Origin of the sequence: Paludisphaera sp. (genome assembly GCF_037189885.1) — a bacterium.
Classification (GTDB): domain Bacteria; phylum Planctomycetota; class Planctomycetia; order Isosphaerales; family Isosphaeraceae; genus Paludisphaera.
Genome location: NZ_JBBCIR010000039.1, coordinates 1 through 18,616 on the forward strand (window position 1 = coordinate 1; position 18,616 = coordinate 18,616).

The following is an 18,616-nucleotide window of genomic DNA, read 5'->3' on the forward strand; positions in this document are numbered from 1 at the left end:
GGGGGAGGTGGGGGGGGGCGCGCGCGCCCGCCGCCGAAGGGGCCGACGCCAGCGCCCCCGAGCCCCCGAGCCCCAGGGCCCCGAGCCCGATCCCCCCGGCCCGCAAGAACGCGCGACGACCGATCCCGTCGCGCCCCGTCCACGACCCTCGCCCGGCTCGGCTCATCGTCGGCCCTCCCCCGCCCCTTCCCCTTCGCGAACGCCGGCCGAGGCCGGTTCCCGCCTAACGTAACCGCCGGGATCGCCGGGTGATAGTGTCCGCCCCGCGAGCGCCGCGGAAAGCCTTCCCTCGCGTCCCATGGCGGGGCGACGGATCAACCTAAGATTCCGGTAATCTTGGCGATTTGGGGGATATCGGTTCAATGGGTATTCGCCGGCCGGTCGATAATCGTGGCGGAGCAGGATGCTCGAAGGCTCCTGGGTGCGCGGGCATCCCGGGACGACTCGCGTACCGCTAGAGTTCAAGGAGGGACCGGTGAAGATCGAAAGCGGCGTGAGGAGGGGTTGGCGGTTCGTCGTCGCGGCGGCGTTGCTAGCGGCCGCGGCGACGGGGCGACCGGCGTCCGGGCAGACCATGTCGGACGCGCCGGAGCCGGCGTTGCCGAGGTCGCTCGGCGGCTCGGCGCCCGGTTCGTTGGAGTCGAATCTGGGCCCGGCTCCGGGGACGGACGCGGGGCCGTTCGGCATCCAGCCGGGACAGGACCAGCCATTGATGGGGGCCGGCGGCGGCACGGGCGTCCCCCGCGTCCCCGCCTCGATCAGCACCCCCGACGAGGCCCCGACCCTCCGGACGCGGGCCCTGGGCGCCCCCGAACCACTCCCTGTCCCCCCCGCGAGGCTCTACGGATCGCTCTCCTTGCCGGAGACCGACGAGGCCGAGCCCACGCCGGGCGGCATGACCCTCGACGACGCGCTCGACCGGATGATCCAGGAGAACCTCGAGCTGAGGTCGAAGTCGCTGGAAATCCCCCAGGCCCGCGCCGACGTCCTCACGGCGAGCCTTCGGGCGAACCCGATCTTCTTCGCCGACGCGCAGCTCATCCCCTATGGGAACTACTCCGAGCGGCGTCCCGGCGGTCCGGTCCAGTATGACGTGAACATCTCCCACCCCGTCGACTTCTCGCGCAAGCGGCAGGCGAGGACGGCCTACGCCTCGCAGGCGCTCCGGGTGGTGGAAGCTCAGTACCAGGACGCGGTGCGGCTGGAGATGCAGAACGTCTACACGGCGTACGTGGACGTCCTGGCGGCACGGCAGATCGCCCGCTACGCCAACGCGAGCGTCGAGGGCTTCGACCGGCTGACGCGGGCGACCCAGCTCCTGTACGAGCGCGACATCACCTCGCGGGCCGACGTCAGCCAGGTCAGGTCGCAGCAGGAGATCGCCATGGTGGGCCAGTCCGACGCCGAGGAGAACCTCCGGCGCGCCAAGCGGACCCTCGGGGTGCTCTTGAACATCCCGCCGGAGCAGGCCGAGGCGATCGAATTCAACGGCACGATCGAGGACCGCGGCCCGGAGCCGCCTCCCGAGCAGGAGCTGGTCCGCATGGCGCTGGAGTGCCGCCCGGACGTCGTCGCGTACCGGCTGGGGGTGAAGGCCGCCGAGTCCGGCCTGCGGCTGGCGATGGCGAACCGATACCAGGACGCCTACGTCCTCTACCAGCCGTACACGTTCCAGGACAACACGCCTTTCAACGCCAAGAGCGCCCACTCCTTCGCGCTCGGCCTGACGGTCCCGATGCCGCTGTACAACCGGAACCAGGGCAACATCGAGCGGGCCCGGATCAACATCCAGCAGTCGCGGATCGACCTGGCGAACATCGAGCGTCGGGTGCAGACCGAGGTCGTGCAGGCGGCGCGCGAATACGCCGTCACCCGCGACATCGTGCGGCGGATCCGCACGGAGATCATCCCCGCGTCGGAGCAGTCGAAGAACGACCGCTTCACCCTGTTCCAGAACAGCGAGGCGAACGTCGTGACCTACCTGGAGGCCCAGCGCGCCCACAACGAGAACGTCAGGGCGTACCTGGACACGGCGGTCCGGCACCGGCGGAGCATGCTGAACCTCAACACGGTGGTGGGCTCGCGGATCCTGCCGTGACGTGAACGCGGACGGGCCGGGCGGATAGCCGCCCGGCCCGCGTCGCGAAGGTGGGAATGGCCCGGTCGCCGCCGATTCAGGAGGCGATCAGGCTCTTGACCACCCGGGCCAGCTCGGAGCCGGTCTCGGTGAGGCTGTAGAAGTTGTTCTTGCCCTGGCGGCGCGGGGCGATGATGTTGCCGTGGCGCAGCAGCGCCAGGTGATGGCTGACGGCCGGCTGGCTCTGGCTGAGCTGCTCGCAGAGGGCGCCGACGTGGCGCTCCCCCTCCGACAGGATCAGGATCACCTGGAGACGCGTCGGGTCGCTGACGTGCTTCAGGAGGATCGAGGCCCGCTTGGCCTGCTGGAGCCGCTGGTCGACGACCTTGGCCGACTTGGCCCGGCTGGCGACGGACTTGGGCGCGGCCGACTTGGGCGCGGCCGACTTGGACGCGACCGGCTTCGAAACGGGCGATTTCGGGCCGGCTTTGGCGACTGCCATGGCTGATCTCTCCGGGGCTGGACGTACACGGGCGTCGCGGCGGCCGGGCGGCGCGACCGGGCGGCGGGCGTCGCCGGCGACGCGGATCGAGGCAAGCCCGCGCTCTTGCGCGAACGTATCTCGAAATGGGGGTTTGTCGACATCTTATAGATTGTTGATCCCTTGTCAATGGGGCTCGCGCCGCGTTTCTCGCGCAATTCGGTCGATTTGTTGGCGAGAGCGGCGCGAGAGGGGTCAATCGCCCCCGGACGCGAGCGCCTCGGAGATCGTCCGCAGCATGTCCGAGGCCGTCCAGGCGTTGGCCTTCGTCCCCACGTCCAGCCGGGCGAGGCGGCCGTCCGGGCCGATCACGGCCGTGCAGAGATTATGAACGATTTCGTTTTTCCTCGGCCCGAACGTCAGCCCGAGCGCCGGGGCGATGGCCGCCAGGTCGTCGTGCGAGGCCGTGGCGTAGGTCCAGAGCGGCGGCTTCGCCCCCCGGATCGCCGCGTGCTTGCTCAGGACCTCCGGCGTGTCGTGGTCGGGGTCGAACGAGAGCGAGACCAGCCGGACCTTCCCCGCCCGCGCCGGGTTCGCCGCGACCGACTGCGAAAGCTCGTTGAACTTGCGGTCCATCATCGGGCAGAACTCCGGCAGCGGGCAGCGCGTGTAGATGAACGTCAGCACGACGACGTTCCCCCGCAACTCGGACAGCTTCCGCGACGTCACGTCCTGCTGGATCATCGTGAAATCGGGCACCTGGTCGCCGGGCCGCAGCCGATTTGACGGCTCGACCAGCTTCGGGCCCTCCGGCGTCATCTCCAGGACGAGGGGCTTGATGGCCGGCTTGACAACTTCCAGGCCCACCAGGTCATACCCCTCGGTCACGCCCCCCCTCGACCGCACCCGGAGCGTCCCCTCGACGTAGTCGCCCAGGTGGAACTCGGAGAAGTCGGTCCCCTCGGGCATCTGGAAGGGCATCGTCATGGCGGGCATGAAGCCGGGGATCTCCTCGTGGCGGATCCGCAGCTCCGCCTCCTCGGCGTCGACCCCCCGGACCTCCCCGGCCAGCGGGTACTCTTTGGTCTCGACCGGGGCTTCGGCCCTGGCCGCCGGCGCGGGGGGGGCGGGCTCCTCCTCGCGGCCGGAGCAGGCGAGCGCCAGGGCGGGAAATATGAGCGCGACGGCCCGGAGGCCGACGGGAACGAGTCGCCGGGTCATGGGACGGACTCCGATTGCTGGCCCCGCCCGCCGGATCAGGCGGGGGGGCGGAAGGGGAAATGGTCGTCGAGCGGGGAGGCGGCCAGTTCGACCAGGAAGTCGCCGATGCGTCCGGCGACCAGCTCCGCGTACGCCTCTCCCTTGCCCGCGGTGGCGGCGCGGGGGTCGCCGGAGCCGCTGTTGGTCGTCAGCAGGTGCCAGGGCCGGGTGATCTCCACCCACCCCTTGGAGACGGCCTCGAAGCGCGAGGGGCGCACGGCCCCCTCGTCGGCGGCCGGGAGGTCGACCAGGTTGGGGAAGAAGGCCAGCCCCATGCTGGTCTCCATCTCGCCGGCGTGGTCCTCCTTCTTCTCGAAGATCTCCGCCCCCCGGTCGAGGCCGACCCGGAACCAGTGGCAGGCGAACAGGTGGACCGGGGTCGTGCCGTGCAACTCCCGGAGGATCCACTTCAGGTCATTGCCGCCGTGGCCGTTGAGGATCAGCAGCTTGTGGACGCCGTGCTTGTCCAGCGAGGCGACGAGGTCGCCGATCACCCGGGCGAGCGTCGACGGGTTTAGGTTCATCGCCAGCGGGAATTCCATCATGTTCGTCTCGGTCCCGTACGGGATCGCCGGGAGCTGGACCACCCGGGCCCCCCGGGCGACGGCCTTCTCGCAGGCCCGCGCGGCGACGACCTCGACCTGGAACGTGTCGGTGCCGTAGGGGAGGTGCAGGTTGTGGGGCTCGGTGGCCCCCAGCGGCAGGACGGCCACCTCGAAGGGGGGGCCGGCCTTGACGCGTCCATACGTGACCTCGGCGAGCTTCCAGGGGCTCATCTCGCGACGACCTTTCGAGTTGCGGCGCCGGCGGGAGGCGGGGGCCGGCTTGCGATCGCGGGGGGTGGTCCGGTACGATCAGACGGGCGGCGGGGCCGACCCCATGCTTGACCAATCCGTTCCGTTATCCCGGGATCGGCGTCGCGATGCAAGCGTTCGAGGCCGCGAACCACTATTTCGACCAGGCCGCCAGGCTGCTCGACCTCTCCGACAACATCCGGACCCTCCTCATCACCCCCGATCGCGAGGTCCGGGTGGAGGTGGTCATCGAGATGGACTCGGGCCGGCTGGGCAACTTCCTGGGGTACCGCGTCCAGCACGACAACTCCCGCGGGCCGTTCAAGGGGGGCCTCCGCTACCACCCCGCCGTCGACGACGACGAGGCCCGGGGCCTGGCGAGCCTGATGACGTGGAAGACGGCCGTCGTCGACGTCCCCTTCGGCGGCGCCAAGGGGGGCGTCAACTGCGACCCCACCATCCTCTCCAAGGGGGAACTGGAGCGCCTCACCCGGCGATTCACCCAGAAGATCCACGACGTCATCGGCCCGGTGAAGGACATCCCCGCCCCCGACATGGGGACCGACGCCCAGGTCATGGCCTGGATCATGAACGAGTATAGCAAGTATTCCGGCTTCAACCCCGCGGTCGTGACGGGCAAGCCGGTCGAGCTGCATGGCTCGATCGGGCGCGAGTCGGCCACCGGCTTCGGCGTGGCCCTCGCCGTCCGCGAGATGCTCGGCCGCACGAAGCGGACCGTCGGCGGCTCGACCGTCGCCGTCCAGGGCTTCGGCAACGTCGGGAGCCACGCGGCCCGGTTCCTGGCCAAGGACGGGGCGAGGATCGTCGCCGTCGCCGACGCCCACGGGGGCATCCAGAATCCCGACGGCATCGACGTCGAGGCCCTCGCCTCCCACGTCGCCTCCACCCGCAAGGTCGGCGGCTTCGAGGGGGCCCGCCCCTGCTCCAACGAGGACGTGCTCCTGTCGGACGTGGACGTCCTGATCCCCGCGGCGCTCGGGGGGGTCTTCGACAAGGCGACCGCCGAGGCCGTCCGCGCCCGGATGATCGTCGAGGGCGCCAACGGCCCGACCTGGCCCGAGGCCGACGATGTCTTCAACGCCCGCGGCATCCCCGTCGTTCCGGACATCCTCGCCAACGCCGGCGGCGTGATCGTCAGCTACTTCGAGTGGGTGCAGAACCTCCAGAACTTCCGATGGCCCCTGGAGCAGGTCCGCCGCGAACAGGAGCAGAAGATGGTCGACGCGTTCCACGACATCTTCGACATCTCCGAGCGGATGAAGCTCCCCATGCGGACGGCGGCCTTCTATAGGGCCATCGCCCGCGTCGGCCGCGCCCACGCCCTGGCCGGCATCTGACCCCCCTCCCCCCATCCCGACACGCCTCGCGGACCCGACCGACGCATGAAAGACTATCAGACCTACGACAACCCCCTCATCGAACGCTACGCCGGCCGCAAGATGGCCCGCCTGTGGTCCCCCCAGGTCAAATTCTCGACCTGGCGCAAGCTCTGGGTGGCGCTGGCCGAGGCCGAACAGGCCCTGGGGCTCAACATCTCCGACGATCAGATCGCGGCGATGAAGGGGGCCGTCGACTCGATCGACTTCCCCGCGGCCGGGGCCTACGAACGCCGATTCCGCCACGACGTGATGGCCCACGTCCACGCCTTCGGCGACGCCGCGCCGGCCGCCCGCGCCATCATCCACCTGGGCGCCACGAGCTGCTACGTCACGGATAACACCGACCTCATCCTGACCCGCGAGGCGCTCGGCCTGGTCCGCGACAAGCTCGTCGGGGCGATCCTGGCCCTGTCGGACTTCGCGGCGCGGTACAAGGATCTGCCCTGCCTGGGTTACACCCACTTCCAGCCGGCGCAGCTCGTGACGGTCGGCAAGCGGGCGACACTCTGGTGCTACGAGCTGATCCTCGACCTCGGCGAGGTGGAGCGGCGGCTGGCCGACCTCCGCTTCCTGGGCGTGAAGGGGACCACCGGCACCCAGGCCAGCTTCCTCGCCCTGTTCAACGGGGACCACGCGCGGGTCCGCGAGCTGGACGCGCGCGTCGCCGCGGCGTTCGGCTTCGAGAAGACCTACGCCGTCGCCGGCCAGACCTACTCGCGCAAGGTCGACTCGCTGACCGTCGCGAGCCTGGCGTCGATCGCCGAGTCGGCCCACCGCTTCGGCATGGACCTCCGCCTCCTGGCCCACGAACGCGAGGTCGAGGAGCCGTTCGAGACCGAGCAGATCGGCTCCTCGGCGATGGCGTACAAGCGCAACCCGATGCGCGCCGAGCGGATGTGCTCGCTCGCCCGGTACGTCATGAGCCAGGTCCCCGGGATCGCCGACACCGCCGCGACCCAATGGCTGGAGCGGACCCTGGACGACAGCGCGATCCGCCGGTTGATCCTCCCGCAGGCGTTCCTAGGGATCGACGCGGTCCTGACGCTCTACAACAACGTGGTCCCAGGGATGGTCGTCCACCCCCCCGTCATCGCCCGGCGCGTCGCCGAGCAGTTGCCGTTCATGGCGACCGAGAACCTGCTGATGGCCGCGGTGCAGGCCGGCGGTGATCGCCAGGAGCTGCACGAGCGAATCCGCGTCCACTCGATGGCCGCCGCCGACGGGCTGAAGGCCGGGGGCGACGCCAACGACCTCATCGACCGCCTCAAATCGGACCCGACGTTCCCGAAGCTCGACTTCGACGCCGTGATGGATCCATCCAGGTTCACCGGTCGCTCGGCCGCCCAGGTGGAGGAATTCCTCGCCGAAGAGGTCGATCCCATCCGCCGCCGATACGCCGGCCTCGCCGCCGAGGACGCCGAGGTGCGCGTCTGACTCCCCTTCCCCCCTCCGTCCATCCCGCCGGGAGGCCGCCGATCGTGGCGGCCTCCCGGGGCACGTGCCCATGCACCCCTGATCTCGGGTACGCCTGGCAAATCGGCCTGATCTAACCATTCTCGGTCCGAGTTGCCCGCCATATCGAGCGGGCCATGCCCTTGCCAGCATTCAAGCCGCGGCGGATGAGGGCTCACGCGCCCGTCACGCGCCGCCAAGTTAACGCAGGCGAACGATTCGCCCGGCGTTTCACCTAACGAACGTCGCTGTCGCGTGGCCGCGACGCTGGACGGCATGGACCCGGGCGCTGGCTGCCCCGGGCACGGCGAGGCCCGATGTAGTCGGCCGTCTCCACGGCCGTTGCACGGCTTTATGTTGCGGCCATTCACCGCGCCGGGGGAGCGTTGGCGAACGAGATCGATCGGCTGATCGCCGGCGTGTTTCGCGAAAAGGACATGGGAGGCGAACGGAAAACCGAGAGCCCCGCCGAGTTCTCTCTTGACTACCAGCGTCGCGATTCGTTAGGTTACGGACCTCGTTCGGAAGGACAGGTCGCTTCGTTCAGGTTCCGGCCAATCACCGGGGCTCGACCACTCAGGAGAAACCCCATGCTCAAGCTGAATCGCATCGTTCTGGCGGCCGCCGTGATGGCCCTCGCCACGTCCGCCACCAAGGCCGCCGACCTGCCCCCGGGCGGCCTGGGCGGCTTCGGCAGCGTCGTCACGAATCCCGAAGCCGGGAACAACCTGCTGACGGCCAACGTGCTCACCGGCAATTTCGCCCTGGGCCTCTTCGGCTCGAGCAGCGGCTCGCTGGCCGGCGTCGAGGGCATCAACGCCACGTCCTTCGACACGTCCAACTTCCCCGGCTTCACGCTGAACGGCAGCAACGGGACCGACGCCTTCACCTTCACCGGCGGCACGCTGGTCGAGGAGAACTCGAGCACGGCGGCCGAAGGGACGCGCTACCGCAACTTCACGCTGAACGGCATCGTGACGCTGGGCGGCGATTCCAACACCGCGACGCTGATCATCGGCTTCGTCCAGGCCATGAACGGCTCGATCGCCGGGCCGATCACGGCCAACATCTCGCTGGTCACCCCGGCCCTCGTGCCCGAGCCGACCTCGGTCGCCCTCGCCGGCATCGGCCTGGCCGCCGCCGGCCTCTTCGGCCTGCGGAGGCGCCTCGTCAAGTGAATCGCCCGAACGTCCGCCTGACCTGTTAATCCGAGAGCGTCCGGCACTCGTTGCGCCGGACGCTTCTGTTTTTTTAGGGCGCGGCGTCTCCTCCGACCACGACCGCCCGGGCACCAGGCCGGACCCGCCCTCCCTGCTTGTCATCCAGGCCACGAATCGCTACGATCGGCCATTGAGTTAATTTGAACTGGCCACGCCTTGTCTATTGCCATTCAAAGCTGAACCATGGAAGGGCCACGTGAAGCTTCCGCGACCACAGCGCGTCCCGATGCTCCCTTCGAATCACGGCCGGAAGCTTGCGACCTCGGCCTCGTGCCCATGAAGCCGGCTTCGTCATTGGCCTCAGCCCGATCCCCCAGGGTCTTCACAATGCGGTTCATACCTACCGGCCTCGGGAAGATTCTGGCCGCGTCCGCCCTGCTCGCGACGGGAGCGGCGTCGGCTTCGGCATACGGTGACCTGGTCTTCTCCAGCCCCGTCACCGTCGAGCAGACGACGCTTGGCGTCTTCGATATCGACCTGTATGACGCGGTCCTCGGCAACACGACATTCGGGATCGCGATCGGGGGGCGGTTCACCCCCTCGCCGGATTACGCCCTCCCTGACGGCTATCAATATCGCTGGCTCCAGACGGTAAGCACGACCCTCCCCGCGTACTCCTGGCAGGCGAGGCCCGAGGGCCAGGAGCCGGGTGTCTTCGTGGACCGTTCTCGCGACCCGGACAACGAGATCCTTGCCCGGTCACACACCCCGTTCTACGCCGACGGCGAGGGCATGACCGGGACCCCTCCCGTGCTTCAGTTCGCCGACAATCCCTCGCGAGAGCTGGGACCGGATGAGTTCCGAGGCACCTGGGTCCTGTCCCTGGTGGCCGTCGAGGCCCCGCGCGATCCCGGCCAGATCTTCAATCAGCCCGAGGATGGCGTGACCCGCGCCATTTACCAACTCGCCACTTTCGCATGGGGCTTCGACGCCACGAGACGCGACGACGGGTCGATGGCGATCGACCTCCGCGCGATCGAGCAAGTCCCCCCCGACGCGATCGCGCTGGCCTCCATCTTCGCGAACGACCCGGACGTGGCGACCTTCGGCGGCGGCGCCTGGGACATCAGGACCGGCCTGCCAGCCGCGTCCCCGGGGGTCATCCCCGAGCCATCGTCGTACTTGCTCGCGTTGGCGGCCCTCGCGGCCGTCCCGGTCCTCCGCGGGCGTCAACGTCCCGTTCCGTGAGCGCGCGGGCCCGCCGGCTCGTCTGGCGATCGGTCCGTGGGTCGGTTACGATCGCGGTGGGGGGTCGGCCGGTCGGGCCCGCTCTCCGTTTGTCGCGTCCGACCGATGCAGGAGCCCCCGATGTTCGACCCGTCCTCCATCCAGCGTAGCCTGCGCGAGTTCGGGTTCGACGGCTGGCTCCTCTACGATTTCCGCGGCCTGAACGTCCCCGCCCGCCGGCTACTCGGGCTCGACGAGAAGCCCCCCGGTTCCCGGCGCTACTTCTACATGATCCCCGCCGAAGGCGAGCCGCGGAAGCTCGTCCACGCGATCGAACCCCAGGCGTTGGAGCATCTGCCCGGCGGGCGGACCATCTACCGTTCCTGGCCCGAGTTGCAAGAAGGTGTCGCCGCGCTCGTGGGCGGGTCGAAGCGGGTGGCCATGGAATACGCGCCAGGGCTCTCCAATCCCTACATCTCGCGCGTCGACGCCGGCACCGTCGAGTTCGTTCGCGGCCTGGGGGTCGAGGTGGCCTCCTCGGGGGATCTGATCCAGCTCTACGAGTCGGCCTGGGACGACGAGCAGTGGGCCATGCACCGCGCCGCCGATCGAGTCACGACGTCGGCCTTCGACGTCGCGTGGCGGTTCATCGCCGATCGCGCGCGCGACGGCGGCTCGGTCCGCGAGACGGAAGTCCAGTCCGTCATCCTGGATCATTTCGAGAAGGGGGATCTGACGACTTACAGCCCCCCCAACGTCTCGGTCGGCCCGCACAGCGGCGACCCGCACTACGAGCCAGGCGCGGGGGGCGACGGCGAGATCCGCGAGGGTGACTTCGTGCTGATCGACCTCTGGGGGAAGCTGAAGCGTCCGCGTTCGGTCTACAGCGACCTGACTCGGGTGGGCTTCGTCGGCCACGCCGTGCCCGAGCAGTACGAAACGACCTTCCGTCTCGTCGCCGGGGCCCGGGACGCGGCGATCGCCTTGGTCCGGGAGCGTTTCGCGGCCGGCGTCGCGTTGCGGGGCTACGAGGTGGACGACGCGGCCCGAGACGTCATCCGTCGCGCGGGGCTCGAATCGCGGTTCACCCACCGGACGGGCCACAACATCGGCCAGGAGGTCCATGGCAACGGCGCGAACATGGACAATCTGGAGACCCACGACGAGCGCCTGGTGCTCCCTCGGACCTGCTTCTCGATCGAGCCGGGCGTCTACTTCGAGGAATATGGGGTACGCTCGGAGGTCGACGTGTTCGTCGACGCGGCCGGGACGGTCCACGTCACCGGCGGCTTGCAGGAATCCGTGGTCCGAATAATCCTGGCGTGATCCCCGCCCGTCCGCGAGTCGAGCCTAGCCGAGGCAGGAGGGGTGGAAGTGGCCGACGCCGTCGAGGACGTCGAATTTCGGTTGCTGTTGGAAGCGGTCTTTCGGAGGTATCATTACGACTTCCGCGGCTATTCCATGGCCTCGCTCAAGCGGCGGCTGAGGCAGGCGCGCGAGCGGATGGGATGCGCCACGTTCTCCCAACTCCAGGACCGCATCCTCCACGACCGGACCGCGTTCCCGGAGTTGTTTTCGTTCCTGACGGTGCAGGTGAGCGAGCTGTTCCGCGATCCCGCCTACTTCCTGGCGATCCGCGAGAAGGTCGTGCCGTACCTGCGGACGTATCCTTCGCTGAAGGTGTGGGTCGCGGGTTGCAGCGCCGGCGAGGAGGTCTACTCGTTGGCGATCCTCTTCCGGGAGGAGGGGCTGGAGGATCGGACGATGATTTACGGGACCGACATCAACCCGGAGGCGCTCGGCCGCGCCGAGGCGGGGGTGTACGAGTTGGACCGGATCCCGCTGTTCACCGAGAACCATCGTCGGTCCGGGGGTAAGTCGTCGCTGTCGGATTACTACACCGCGGCTTACGGCGGGGCGGTGTTCGACAAGAGCCTGCGGCGTCGGGCGGTGTTCTCGGATCACAGCCTGGCGGCGGATCAGGTCTTCGCGGAGGTCCAGCTCGTCTCCTGCCGCAACGTGCTGATCTACTTCGACCAGCCGCTGCAGGACCGCGCGATCGGGCTTTTCAAGGATTCGCTGTCGCTCAAGGGTTTCCTCGGGCTGGGGTCGCGGGAGAGCCTCCGCTTCTCGCGGCACGCCGGGGCGTTCGAGGAGTTCGATCGCGCCGAGCGGCTCTATCGGAAGCGAGGCGACGCATGACGTCTCCCAGGGCCAGGGCGATCGCCATGGGGGCGTCCGCCGGGGCGCTGGAGGCGCTGTCGGCCGTGCTCCCCGGCCTCCCCGGCGACTTCCCGACGCCCATCTTCGTGGTGGTCCACCTCCCGGCGCATCACGAAAGCCTCATGGCGCAACTGCTCCGCGACGCCTGCCGCCTTCCGGTCCGCGAGGCCGAGGACAAGGAGCCGATCGAGCCCGGGACGATCTACCTGGCGCCGCCGGATTATCACTTGCTGATCGAGCCCGACCTCCGCCTGTCACTCTCCGGGGAGGAGCCCGTCCTCTTCTCTCGCCCCTCGATCGACGTGATGTTCGAGACGGCGGCCGAGGCGTACGGTCCCGGGCTGGTGGGGGTCGTCCTGACCGGCGCCAACAGCGACGGCGCCCGCGGACTGCGGGCGATCCGCGACGCCGGGGGGATCGGCCTGGTGCAGAGGCCGGACACCGCCCTGGCCTCGGCGATGCCCCGGGCCGCGCTGGCGTCCTGCCCGGACGCCGCGTCGCTGACCCTGGAGGAGATCGCACAATATCTTCGTGGCTTGGTGGCCTCCCGATGACCGACGTGACTCACGCCCCCGTCTACTTCCTGATGGTCGACGACCGCGAGGAGAACCTCGTGGCCCTGGAGGCCCTCCTGCGCCGCGACGGCCTGGTCCTGCTGCGAGCCGGCTCCGGCCCCGAGGCCCTGGAACTCCTGCTGGAGCACGATGTCTCCCTGGCGCTGGTGGACGTCCAGATGCCCGGCATGGACGGCTTCGAGCTGGCGCAGCTCATGCGGGGTGTGGAGCGCACGCGTCGCGTGCCGATCATCTTCCTCACCGCCGGCGGGGCCGACCAGAAGCGACGGTTCCGCGGCTACGAGGCCGGCGCGGTCGACTTCCTGAACAAGCCCCTGGAGCCGGACGTCCTCCGGGGCAAGGTCGACGTCTTCTTCGAGCTGGCGCGCCAGCGCGACGAGCTGAAGGCCGCCATCGCCGAGAACGCCCGGCTCCTGGAGGAGACCCGTCGGCACGCCGCCGCGCTCAAGGAAACCGACCGCCTGAAGGACGAGTTCCTGGCGATGCTCGCCCACGAGCTGCGGAACCCGCTGTCCGCCGCCTCGAACGCCGTCCAGGTCTGGAAACGGAGCGATCGCCCGGAGCTCCAGGACTGGGCGAAGCAGGTCGTCGAGAACCAGATGAAGACGTTCTCGCGGCTGGTCGACGACCTCCTGGACGTCTCGCGGGTCACCCACGGCAAGATCCGGATCCAGAAGCAGGTGGTCGACCCCGGCCCGATCCTGGAACGCGCCGTCGCGTCGGTGTCGTCGCTCATCGAGGGACGCCGCCACGAGCTGACCGTGGACCAGCGCCACGGCTCGGCCCGCGTCGACGTCGACCCCACGCGGTTGGAGCAGGTCGTGGTCAACCTGCTGAACAACGCGGCGAAGTACTCCGGGGACGCCTCGAAAATCCGGCTCGTCTGCCGGGTGGAGGGGGATCGCCTGGCCATCTCCGTGAGAGACCAGGGGATCGGCATCGCGCCCGATCAGCTCCCGAAAATGTTCGACCTCTTCAACCAGGGGGACCACTCGCTCGCGCGATCGGAGGGAGGGCTGGGGATCGGCCTGACGCTGGTCCGCTCGCTCGTCGAGCTCCACGGCGGCCAGATCGAAGCCCAGAGCGAGGGGCTCGGCCATGGCAGCACGTTCACGGTCTACTTGCCGCTGGCGGGCGGCGTGCCTCCGACGGAAGCCGGGGAGACAGAGGCTTCGGACGCCCGCCGCGAACGCGACCGGCTCCGGATCCTCCTGGTCGAGGATGATCCCGACAGCGCATGGGGCCTCTCTCGCCTGCTCCAGCTCAACGGCTACGAGGTGGAGATCGCCGCCGACGGCCACGCCGCCGTCGCCGCGGCGCGAAAGACCCGGCCCGACGTCGTGCTGCTCGACATCGGACTCCCGGGGATGAGCGGTTTCGAGGTCGCGCGCGCGCTACGCGAGGGTCGCCCTCGCCGCGACTTGCGACTGATCGCCGTCACCGGCTACGGCCTGGAGAAAGATCGGGCCCGCGCCCGCGAGGCGGGCTTCGATGACCACATGACCAAGCCCGTCGACCTCGACCAACTCCTCGCGAAGTTGGCGGAGGCCCGGACCAAAGGATGGGGAGAGCTACCCGGCCTGGATTCGAACCAGGAAAAACAGGACCAAAACCTGTTGTGATACCGTTTCACCACCGGGTAATCGTCTCGGCATTCTAACCGAGCCCGGGCCCGCCGGGAAGGCGAGTCAGCCCGCGCACGAGACGCCGTCGACATCGATCGACCCTTGCACCTTGTAGGCGAGGTTCTCGAGCTGGATGCTCAGGTCGACGGCCGTCACGCTGACGTGCGGCGGGGTGGAGATGGGGACGGGGGCGAAGTTCAGGATCCCGCGAATCCCCGCCGCGACCATCTGGTCCGCCACCTTCTGCGCCGCCTCCGCCGGGACACAGAGCAGCGCCAGGTTCGTCTTGTGCGCCGCCACGCTCTTCCTCAGCGACTCCAGCGGCTCCACGACGACGCCATGATACGTGTGGCCGACCTTCCGCGGGTCGTTGTCGAAGATCGCCACGACGTGGAACCGTCGGGACTGGAACCCTCGGTATCTCAGCAGCGCCTGGCCCAGGTTGCCCAGGCCGACCAGGATCAGCGGCCAATCGCGATCGACCCCGAGGATCCGCCGCAGCACCTCGATCAAGTCGTCGACGTCGTAGCCGATCCCCGGCCGGCCAAATTGGCCGAAGCACGCCAGGTCCTTCCGGACCTGGGCGTTCTTGATGCCGAACGGCTCGCCGAGCTGGTCGCTGGACGTCCTGGACACCCCGCGACGTTGCAGCGATTCGAGCTGGCGGAGATACAGGCTGACCCGCCCCACCACGGCCTTCGGTGCCGGCTTGGCGTTGGGACGCCCGCGTCTTGAGGAGTCCACGAGGTCCGCCTCCAGGAGAGAGAGCCGGCGCGGCAAAATCCATGCCGCCTTCACCCGGGATTCTAGAGCCGGTCGACGCCCCAGGTCAAGTCGGGTCGGCCCCTTCGATCAACGAACGAAGCCCGCCCCGCCAGGCCGACGGGACTTCCCCTTGCAATCGGACGTCGCGCTCGCCGACAAGCGTCCGACGGACTCCCTGGAGCCTGGCGGCCCGCTCCATCAGGACCGACCCCTCGCCGCGCACGGGTGTCCGAGGGTGGTCGCCCCCCTCGATGATCGGCGCGATGTACACGTCGACCTCGTCGACCTCGCCGGCGTCGAAAAAAGAGCCGAGGACGACCCCGCCCCCCTCGACCAGGACGTTCGTGGTGCCGCGTCGCCCCAATTCTTCCAGCATGGCGACGATGCGCGATCGAGGTTCGCCGGGGAATGACCAGACCTCGCAGCCGGCCCTCTCCAACCGCCCCACCGCATCGGCCGGAGCGGCGGCGCCCACGACCACGATCGTCGGGTGTTCGCCGGCGGTGCGGACCAGCTGCGAGACCAGCGGGAGCCGGGCTCCGGCGTCCAGGACAACCCGCGTGGGCGACCTGGGCCCCGGCGGGCGGGCAGTCAGGAGGGGGTCGTCGGCCATCGCGGTGCCGACGCCCACCACGATCGCGTCCATCCGGCCGCGGACCTCGTGGACCAGGGCCCGCGACTCCGAGGATGAGATCCAACGGCTGTCACCGCCGGCGACCGCTGTCTTGCCGTCGAGCGTCATCGCCCATTTCGCCAGCACGTAGGGCCTTCCGGTGGAGACCCGCTTGAGGTAGGGCGCGTTGAGGGCGACGGCCTCGGCTCCCAGCACGCCGACCGTCACCGCGACCCCGGCGTCGCGGAGCCGGGCGAAGCCCCCCCCGGCGACCTTGGGGAACGGGTCGCGATGCGCGGCGACGACTCGCGCGACGCCGGCGCGGAGTACGGCGTCGACGCAGGGCGGAGTCTTGCCGTGGTGGCTGCACGGTTCGAGCGTGACGTAGAGCGTCGCCCCGCGAGCCTCGTCGCCCGCCGCCGCCAGCGCGACGACCTCGGCGTGCGGGCCGCCGAACCGCTCGTGATGGCCCAGGGCGACGAGCCGGCCGTCCCGCGCGACCGCCGCGCCGACCATCGGGTTCGGCTCGACGGACCCTCGGCCCTTCTCGGCCTCGTCGAGGGCCATCCTCATCCAGCGCGAGTCGAGATCGTCCACGTTAGCGGCTCCGCGCGTCAGAAGGGGGTCGCGGGCCCGGGACCGGGAGGCGTCGGCGGGGCGACGGCCGGCCTGGTCGCCTTGGGGGCCGCGGCGGGGGGGGCTTTCTCGGCCGCCGACGGCCGGAACTCCTCGGGATGCGGGTGGACGAGGCGATACACGACGCCCAGGCGGCGACGGGCCTCGTCGGCCGGGAACGCCGCGAACGTCGATCGGATCCATGGGGGCATCGCGGCGAAGAACTGTTCCAGCCTCGTCGGGGCGACGGGATGGTCGAGCTCGTGCTCCTCGACGTACAGGTTCTCGGCGAGGCGGCGGAGGAACGGCCGAACGCGAGGGGGGGCCTCGGGCGCGTCTTCCCCTGCCTGCTCGAACTTCGCCTCGATCCGGGAGAGCCAGTCGCGCGGCCCCGCCGCGGTCGCCCGGAGATCCCGGACGCGGGCCTCGGCTTCCTCCATCCACCGGGCTTCGTCGTAGTCGGCGGGGCGGAGGGCGCGAGGGATCTTCAGGTCGCGACCCCGACGGGCCAAATCTTCCTTGCGCTTGCCCGCTTCCAGGGCGTCGACGGCCCGGCGGTCGGCGGGCGAGAGCGCGAGCCACGTCTTGCAGAGCGCGGCCAGTTCGAAGGTTCCCGTGCCGCCAATCTGGATGAAGTCCATCGACGAGGTCGGCCGCCAGTCCGGCGGGGGGTACTTGATGGCCAATTCCTGGATGCGTTTCAGGCGACGGTCCGGCGGCTCGGCGAGCACGCCGTCGCGCAGGCGTTCCGGCAACTGATGGAGCCAGTTGTGGTAACGGCGGAGGACCGCCAGGTATCCGTCGCGCTCGTCGTCCGGCATGGCGTTGAGGCGGGCGTCGAGATCTCGTGCCGCCTCTTGCTCGGCGACCGTCAATCGGAGGTCAAACCGCCGGAGGGCGTCGTGGAGCTGCTCGCGCTCGGCGGCGGTCTTCATGGCGAGCCGCGCCCGCTGGCCTTCAAGCGTCGCCGCGCCGGCGATCGCCACGGCGGCGAGGCCGATCGCCAGGGCGATGGCCCGCGCCCACGTCGAGGTGTCCGTGTCCCCGGGGGGGCGGCTCATGACGGTGGACCTCAACGACGGCTCTCGCCGAACTCCGGGGATCGCTTCAGGGCCTCCAGCAGGTCGAAATTCCCGACCTCCTGGTACTCGTCCAAATGCTCGGCGAGGGACAGTTCCCGGGCGAGCCTCCGGTCGGCGTCGGGCCAGAGTCCCCAGGCGGCGAGGTAGCCCCCCGCGCCGGCGGCCCCCGCGACGACGAGACAGGCGGCAAGCCTCCCCGCCCCGCCGAACGCGGCGGCCAACGGTGCCAGGCGAGCCTGCTTGCGCGACTCGATCGATCGGATGTAGCTGAGCGTCCGATCGTGGAACTGATCGGAGACGTGGGGCCGGGGGAGCTTGTCGAGCGCGTCCCACGTCTTCTTCAGCAGGTCGACCTCGCGGCGGGCGGTGGCGCTGTGCGTGATTTTGGTGGTGAGCGCGCGGGCCTCTTCCTCGGCGAGTTCGCCGTCGACATAGGCGACGAGGTTGGCCCGGTCCTCGGGTCGGAGTCGTTGGTGGTCGGGGCCCGCGGACATTCGGTTTTCCCTGGTTGCCTTGGCGAGGGGTACAGGCGAGCGCGGGCGCTACGGGAACCGCCCCTGGAACCGGGCCCGGTCAGCCCGGCATGCCCATCCCCATGCCGCCCATTCCACCCATGCCACCCATTCCGCCCATGCCCATGCCGCCGCCCATGCCGCCCATGCCCATGCCGCCCCCACGGCGGCCGCCCATGCGGCGAGCCCCGGTGAAGACGTTCGCGTTCGGGCCGCGTCCCGGTCGCAGGTCAGGGAAATACTGGGACGCGCGGCCGTAGTAGGCGGCGGGTCCGGTCCCCGTGGAGTTCGAGGGATCGAGCGTGAAGCGGTACGGATTCGCGGCGCGTTCTCGGCCCTGCTGGCGGTTGTAGGGCTTCAGGGGATCGAACGGCTCGGCGGTGTACGGCGAGATCGGGTCGTACAGACGCGGCTTGTTCATGTTCGCGTAGTACTGCCGCTCCTGGGCGGCCATGTTGATCGCGTCCTGTGGACGGGGCCGCATGGCCTGGATCTGCTGGTTGGGCAGATAGAAGGCGTAGTAGAAGGAGAACGGGTCGGCCGCGATGTCGGCGAGCCCCGTCCCCTGGGCGGACGCCGAGGCGGGGATCGCGCCGAATGCCAGCAACAGAAGCGCGAACGCGCGGCGGATCATGAGACTCCCCCTGTTCCTAGACCTGGCGACCGGTGGAAAATCCTCTCCCTGGAGGACCCTCATCGGCCCCGGGCGGGGCTCGACCGCACTCGAATCGATCGCGAGGGGCGGGGACGTCCCC

16 protein-coding genes, 1 tRNA gene and 1 pseudogene are annotated in these 18,616 nt (G+C 69.7%); 9 read left to right on the forward strand and 9 right to left on the reverse strand.

Annotation, left to right across the window (positions count from 1 at the left end; all coding sequences use genetic code 11):
• Positions 1-475: 475 nt before the first annotated feature.
• The gene (locus WG209_RS12915; RefSeq protein WP_337175464.1) at positions 476-2,098 is read left to right on the forward strand and encodes a TolC family protein; all 1,623 of its coding nucleotides are present in this window, start codon (positions 476-478) and stop codon (positions 2,096-2,098) included.
• Between the two features lie 76 nt (positions 2,099-2,174).
• Here the strand turns inward: WG209_RS12915 and WG209_RS12920 are convergent, their stop codons facing one another.
• From WG209_RS12920 to WG209_RS12930, 3 genes are all read right to left on the reverse strand, one after another.
• A complete protein-coding gene (locus WG209_RS12920) occupies positions 2,175-2,579 on the reverse strand; it encodes a metalloregulator ArsR/SmtB family transcription factor (RefSeq protein WP_337175465.1) in 405 nt (134 codons plus the stop codon).
• Positions 2,580-2,813: 234 nt separating this feature from the next.
• Positions 2,814-3,779: an SCO family protein gene (locus WG209_RS12925; RefSeq protein WP_337175466.1), complete on the reverse strand. Its 966-nt coding sequence runs from the start codon at positions 3,777-3,779 to the stop codon at positions 2,814-2,816.
• A 35-nt stretch (positions 3,780-3,814) separates the two neighbouring features.
• Complete coding sequence (locus WG209_RS12930) at positions 3,815-4,594, reverse strand: creatininase family protein (RefSeq protein WP_337175467.1); 780 nt, start codon at positions 4,592-4,594, stop codon at positions 3,815-3,817.
• Between the two features lie 146 nt (positions 4,595-4,740).
• Between WG209_RS12930 and WG209_RS12935 the strand changes: the two genes are divergently transcribed.
• The 8 genes and pseudogenes from WG209_RS12935 to WG209_RS12970 form a co-directional block, all read left to right on the forward strand.
• A complete protein-coding gene (locus WG209_RS12935) occupies positions 4,741-5,970 on the forward strand; it encodes a Glu/Leu/Phe/Val dehydrogenase dimerization domain-containing protein (protein WP_337175468.1) in 1,230 nt (409 codons plus the stop codon).
• Positions 5,971-6,015: 45 nt separating this feature from the next.
• Positions 6,016-7,446 (forward strand): adenylosuccinate lyase, encoded by a 1,431-nt coding sequence (gene purB / locus WG209_RS12940; RefSeq protein WP_337175469.1) that lies wholly within the window; start codon positions 6,016-6,018, stop codon positions 7,444-7,446.
• 608 nt (positions 7,447-8,054) lie between these two features.
• The gene (locus WG209_RS12945; protein WP_337175470.1) at positions 8,055-8,642 is read left to right on the forward strand and encodes a PEP-CTERM sorting domain-containing protein; all 588 of its coding nucleotides are present in this window, start codon (positions 8,055-8,057) and stop codon (positions 8,640-8,642) included.
• Between the two features lie 369 nt (positions 8,643-9,011).
• Positions 9,012-9,872: a hypothetical protein gene (locus WG209_RS12950; protein ID WP_337175471.1), complete on the forward strand. Its 861-nt coding sequence runs from the start codon at positions 9,012-9,014 to the stop codon at positions 9,870-9,872.
• A 120-nt stretch (positions 9,873-9,992) separates the two neighbouring features.
• On the forward strand, positions 9,993-11,177 hold the full coding sequence (locus WG209_RS12955) for a M24 family metallopeptidase (protein ID WP_337175472.1): 1,185 nt from the start codon (positions 9,993-9,995) through the stop codon (positions 11,175-11,177).
• 48 nt (positions 11,178-11,225) lie between these two features.
• On the forward strand, positions 11,226-12,053 hold the full coding sequence (locus WG209_RS12960) for a CheR family methyltransferase (protein WP_337175473.1): 828 nt from the start codon (positions 11,226-11,228) through the stop codon (positions 12,051-12,053).
• Complete coding sequence (locus tag WG209_RS12965; RefSeq protein ID WP_337175474.1) at positions 12,050-12,628, forward strand: chemotaxis protein CheB; 579 nt, start codon at positions 12,050-12,052, stop codon at positions 12,626-12,628. Before WG209_RS12960 ends, WG209_RS12965 begins: the two co-directional genes overlap by 4 nt.
• Before the next feature lie 32 nt (positions 12,629-12,660).
• A pseudogene (locus WG209_RS12970) lies at positions 12,661-14,178 on the forward strand (response regulator); the annotation flags it as partial.
• Between the two features lie 42 nt (positions 14,179-14,220).
• Here the strand turns inward: WG209_RS12970 and WG209_RS12975 are convergent.
• The 6 genes from WG209_RS12975 to WG209_RS13000 all read right to left on the reverse strand — a co-directional run bounded on the left by WG209_RS12975 (position 14,221) and on the right by WG209_RS13000 (position 18,495).
• Positions 14,221-14,291 (reverse strand) — tRNA-Gln (locus WG209_RS12975).
• Positions 14,292-14,337: 46 nt separating this feature from the next.
• Positions 14,338-15,018: a redox-sensing transcriptional repressor Rex gene (locus tag WG209_RS12980; protein WP_337175475.1), complete on the reverse strand. Its 681-nt coding sequence runs from the start codon at positions 15,016-15,018 to the stop codon at positions 14,338-14,340.
• An 85-nt stretch (positions 15,019-15,103) separates the two neighbouring features.
• Complete coding sequence (gene ribD, locus WG209_RS12985; protein ID WP_337175476.1) at positions 15,104-16,249, reverse strand: bifunctional diaminohydroxyphosphoribosylaminopyrimidine deaminase/5-amino-6-(5-phosphoribosylamino)uracil reductase RibD; 1,146 nt, start codon at positions 16,247-16,249, stop codon at positions 15,104-15,106.
• 17 nt (positions 16,250-16,266) lie between these two features.
• Positions 16,267-17,328 carry a hypothetical protein gene (locus tag WG209_RS12990; RefSeq protein ID WP_337175477.1) on the reverse strand — a complete coding sequence of 354 codons (1,062 nt, stop codon included), beginning with the start codon at positions 17,326-17,328 and terminating at the stop codon, positions 16,267-16,269.
• Between the two features lie 11 nt (positions 17,329-17,339).
• On the reverse strand, positions 17,340-17,843 hold the full coding sequence (locus WG209_RS12995) for a hypothetical protein (protein WP_337175478.1): 504 nt from the start codon (positions 17,841-17,843) through the stop codon (positions 17,340-17,342).
• 79 nt (positions 17,844-17,922) lie between these two features.
• Positions 17,923-18,495 (reverse strand): hypothetical protein, encoded by a 573-nt coding sequence (locus tag WG209_RS13000; RefSeq protein ID WP_337175479.1) that lies wholly within the window; start codon positions 18,493-18,495, stop codon positions 17,923-17,925.
• Between the last annotated feature and the right edge of the window lie 121 nt (positions 18,496-18,616).

Coding starts and splice junctions, on each gene's coding strand:
- WG209_RS12920 (WP_337175465.1), bottom strand. CDS start 2,579: ATGGCAGTCGCCAAAGCCGGCCCGAAATCGCCCGTTTCGAAGCCGGTC.
- WG209_RS12925 (WP_337175466.1), bottom strand. CDS start 3,779: ATGACCCGGCGACTCGTTCCCGTCGGCCTCCGGGCCGTCGCGCTCATA.
- WG209_RS12930 (WP_337175467.1), bottom strand. CDS start 4,594: ATGAGCCCCTGGAAGCTCGCCGAGGTCACGTATGGACGCGTCAAGGCC.
- WG209_RS12935 (WP_337175468.1), top strand. CDS start 4,741: ATGCAAGCGTTCGAGGCCGCGAACCACTATTTCGACCAGGCCGCCAGG.
- purB (WP_337175469.1), top strand. CDS start 6,016: ATGAAAGACTATCAGACCTACGACAACCCCCTCATCGAACGCTACGCC.
- WG209_RS12945 (WP_337175470.1), top strand. CDS start 8,055: ATGCTCAAGCTGAATCGCATCGTTCTGGCGGCCGCCGTGATGGCCCTC.
- WG209_RS12950 (WP_337175471.1), top strand. CDS start 9,012: ATGCGGTTCATACCTACCGGCCTCGGGAAGATTCTGGCCGCGTCCGCC.
- WG209_RS12955 (WP_337175472.1), top strand. CDS start 9,993: ATGTTCGACCCGTCCTCCATCCAGCGTAGCCTGCGCGAGTTCGGGTTC.
- WG209_RS12965 (WP_337175474.1), top strand. CDS start 12,050: ATGACGTCTCCCAGGGCCAGGGCGATCGCCATGGGGGCGTCCGCCGGG.
- WG209_RS12990 (WP_337175477.1), bottom strand. CDS start 17,328: ATGAGCCGCCCCCCCGGGGACACGGACACCTCGACGTGGGCGCGGGCC.
- WG209_RS12995 (WP_337175478.1), bottom strand. CDS start 17,843: ATGTCCGCGGGCCCCGACCACCAACGACTCCGACCCGAGGACCGGGCC.
- WG209_RS13000 (WP_337175479.1), bottom strand. CDS start 18,495: ATGATCCGCCGCGCGTTCGCGCTTCTGTTGCTGGCATTCGGCGCGATC.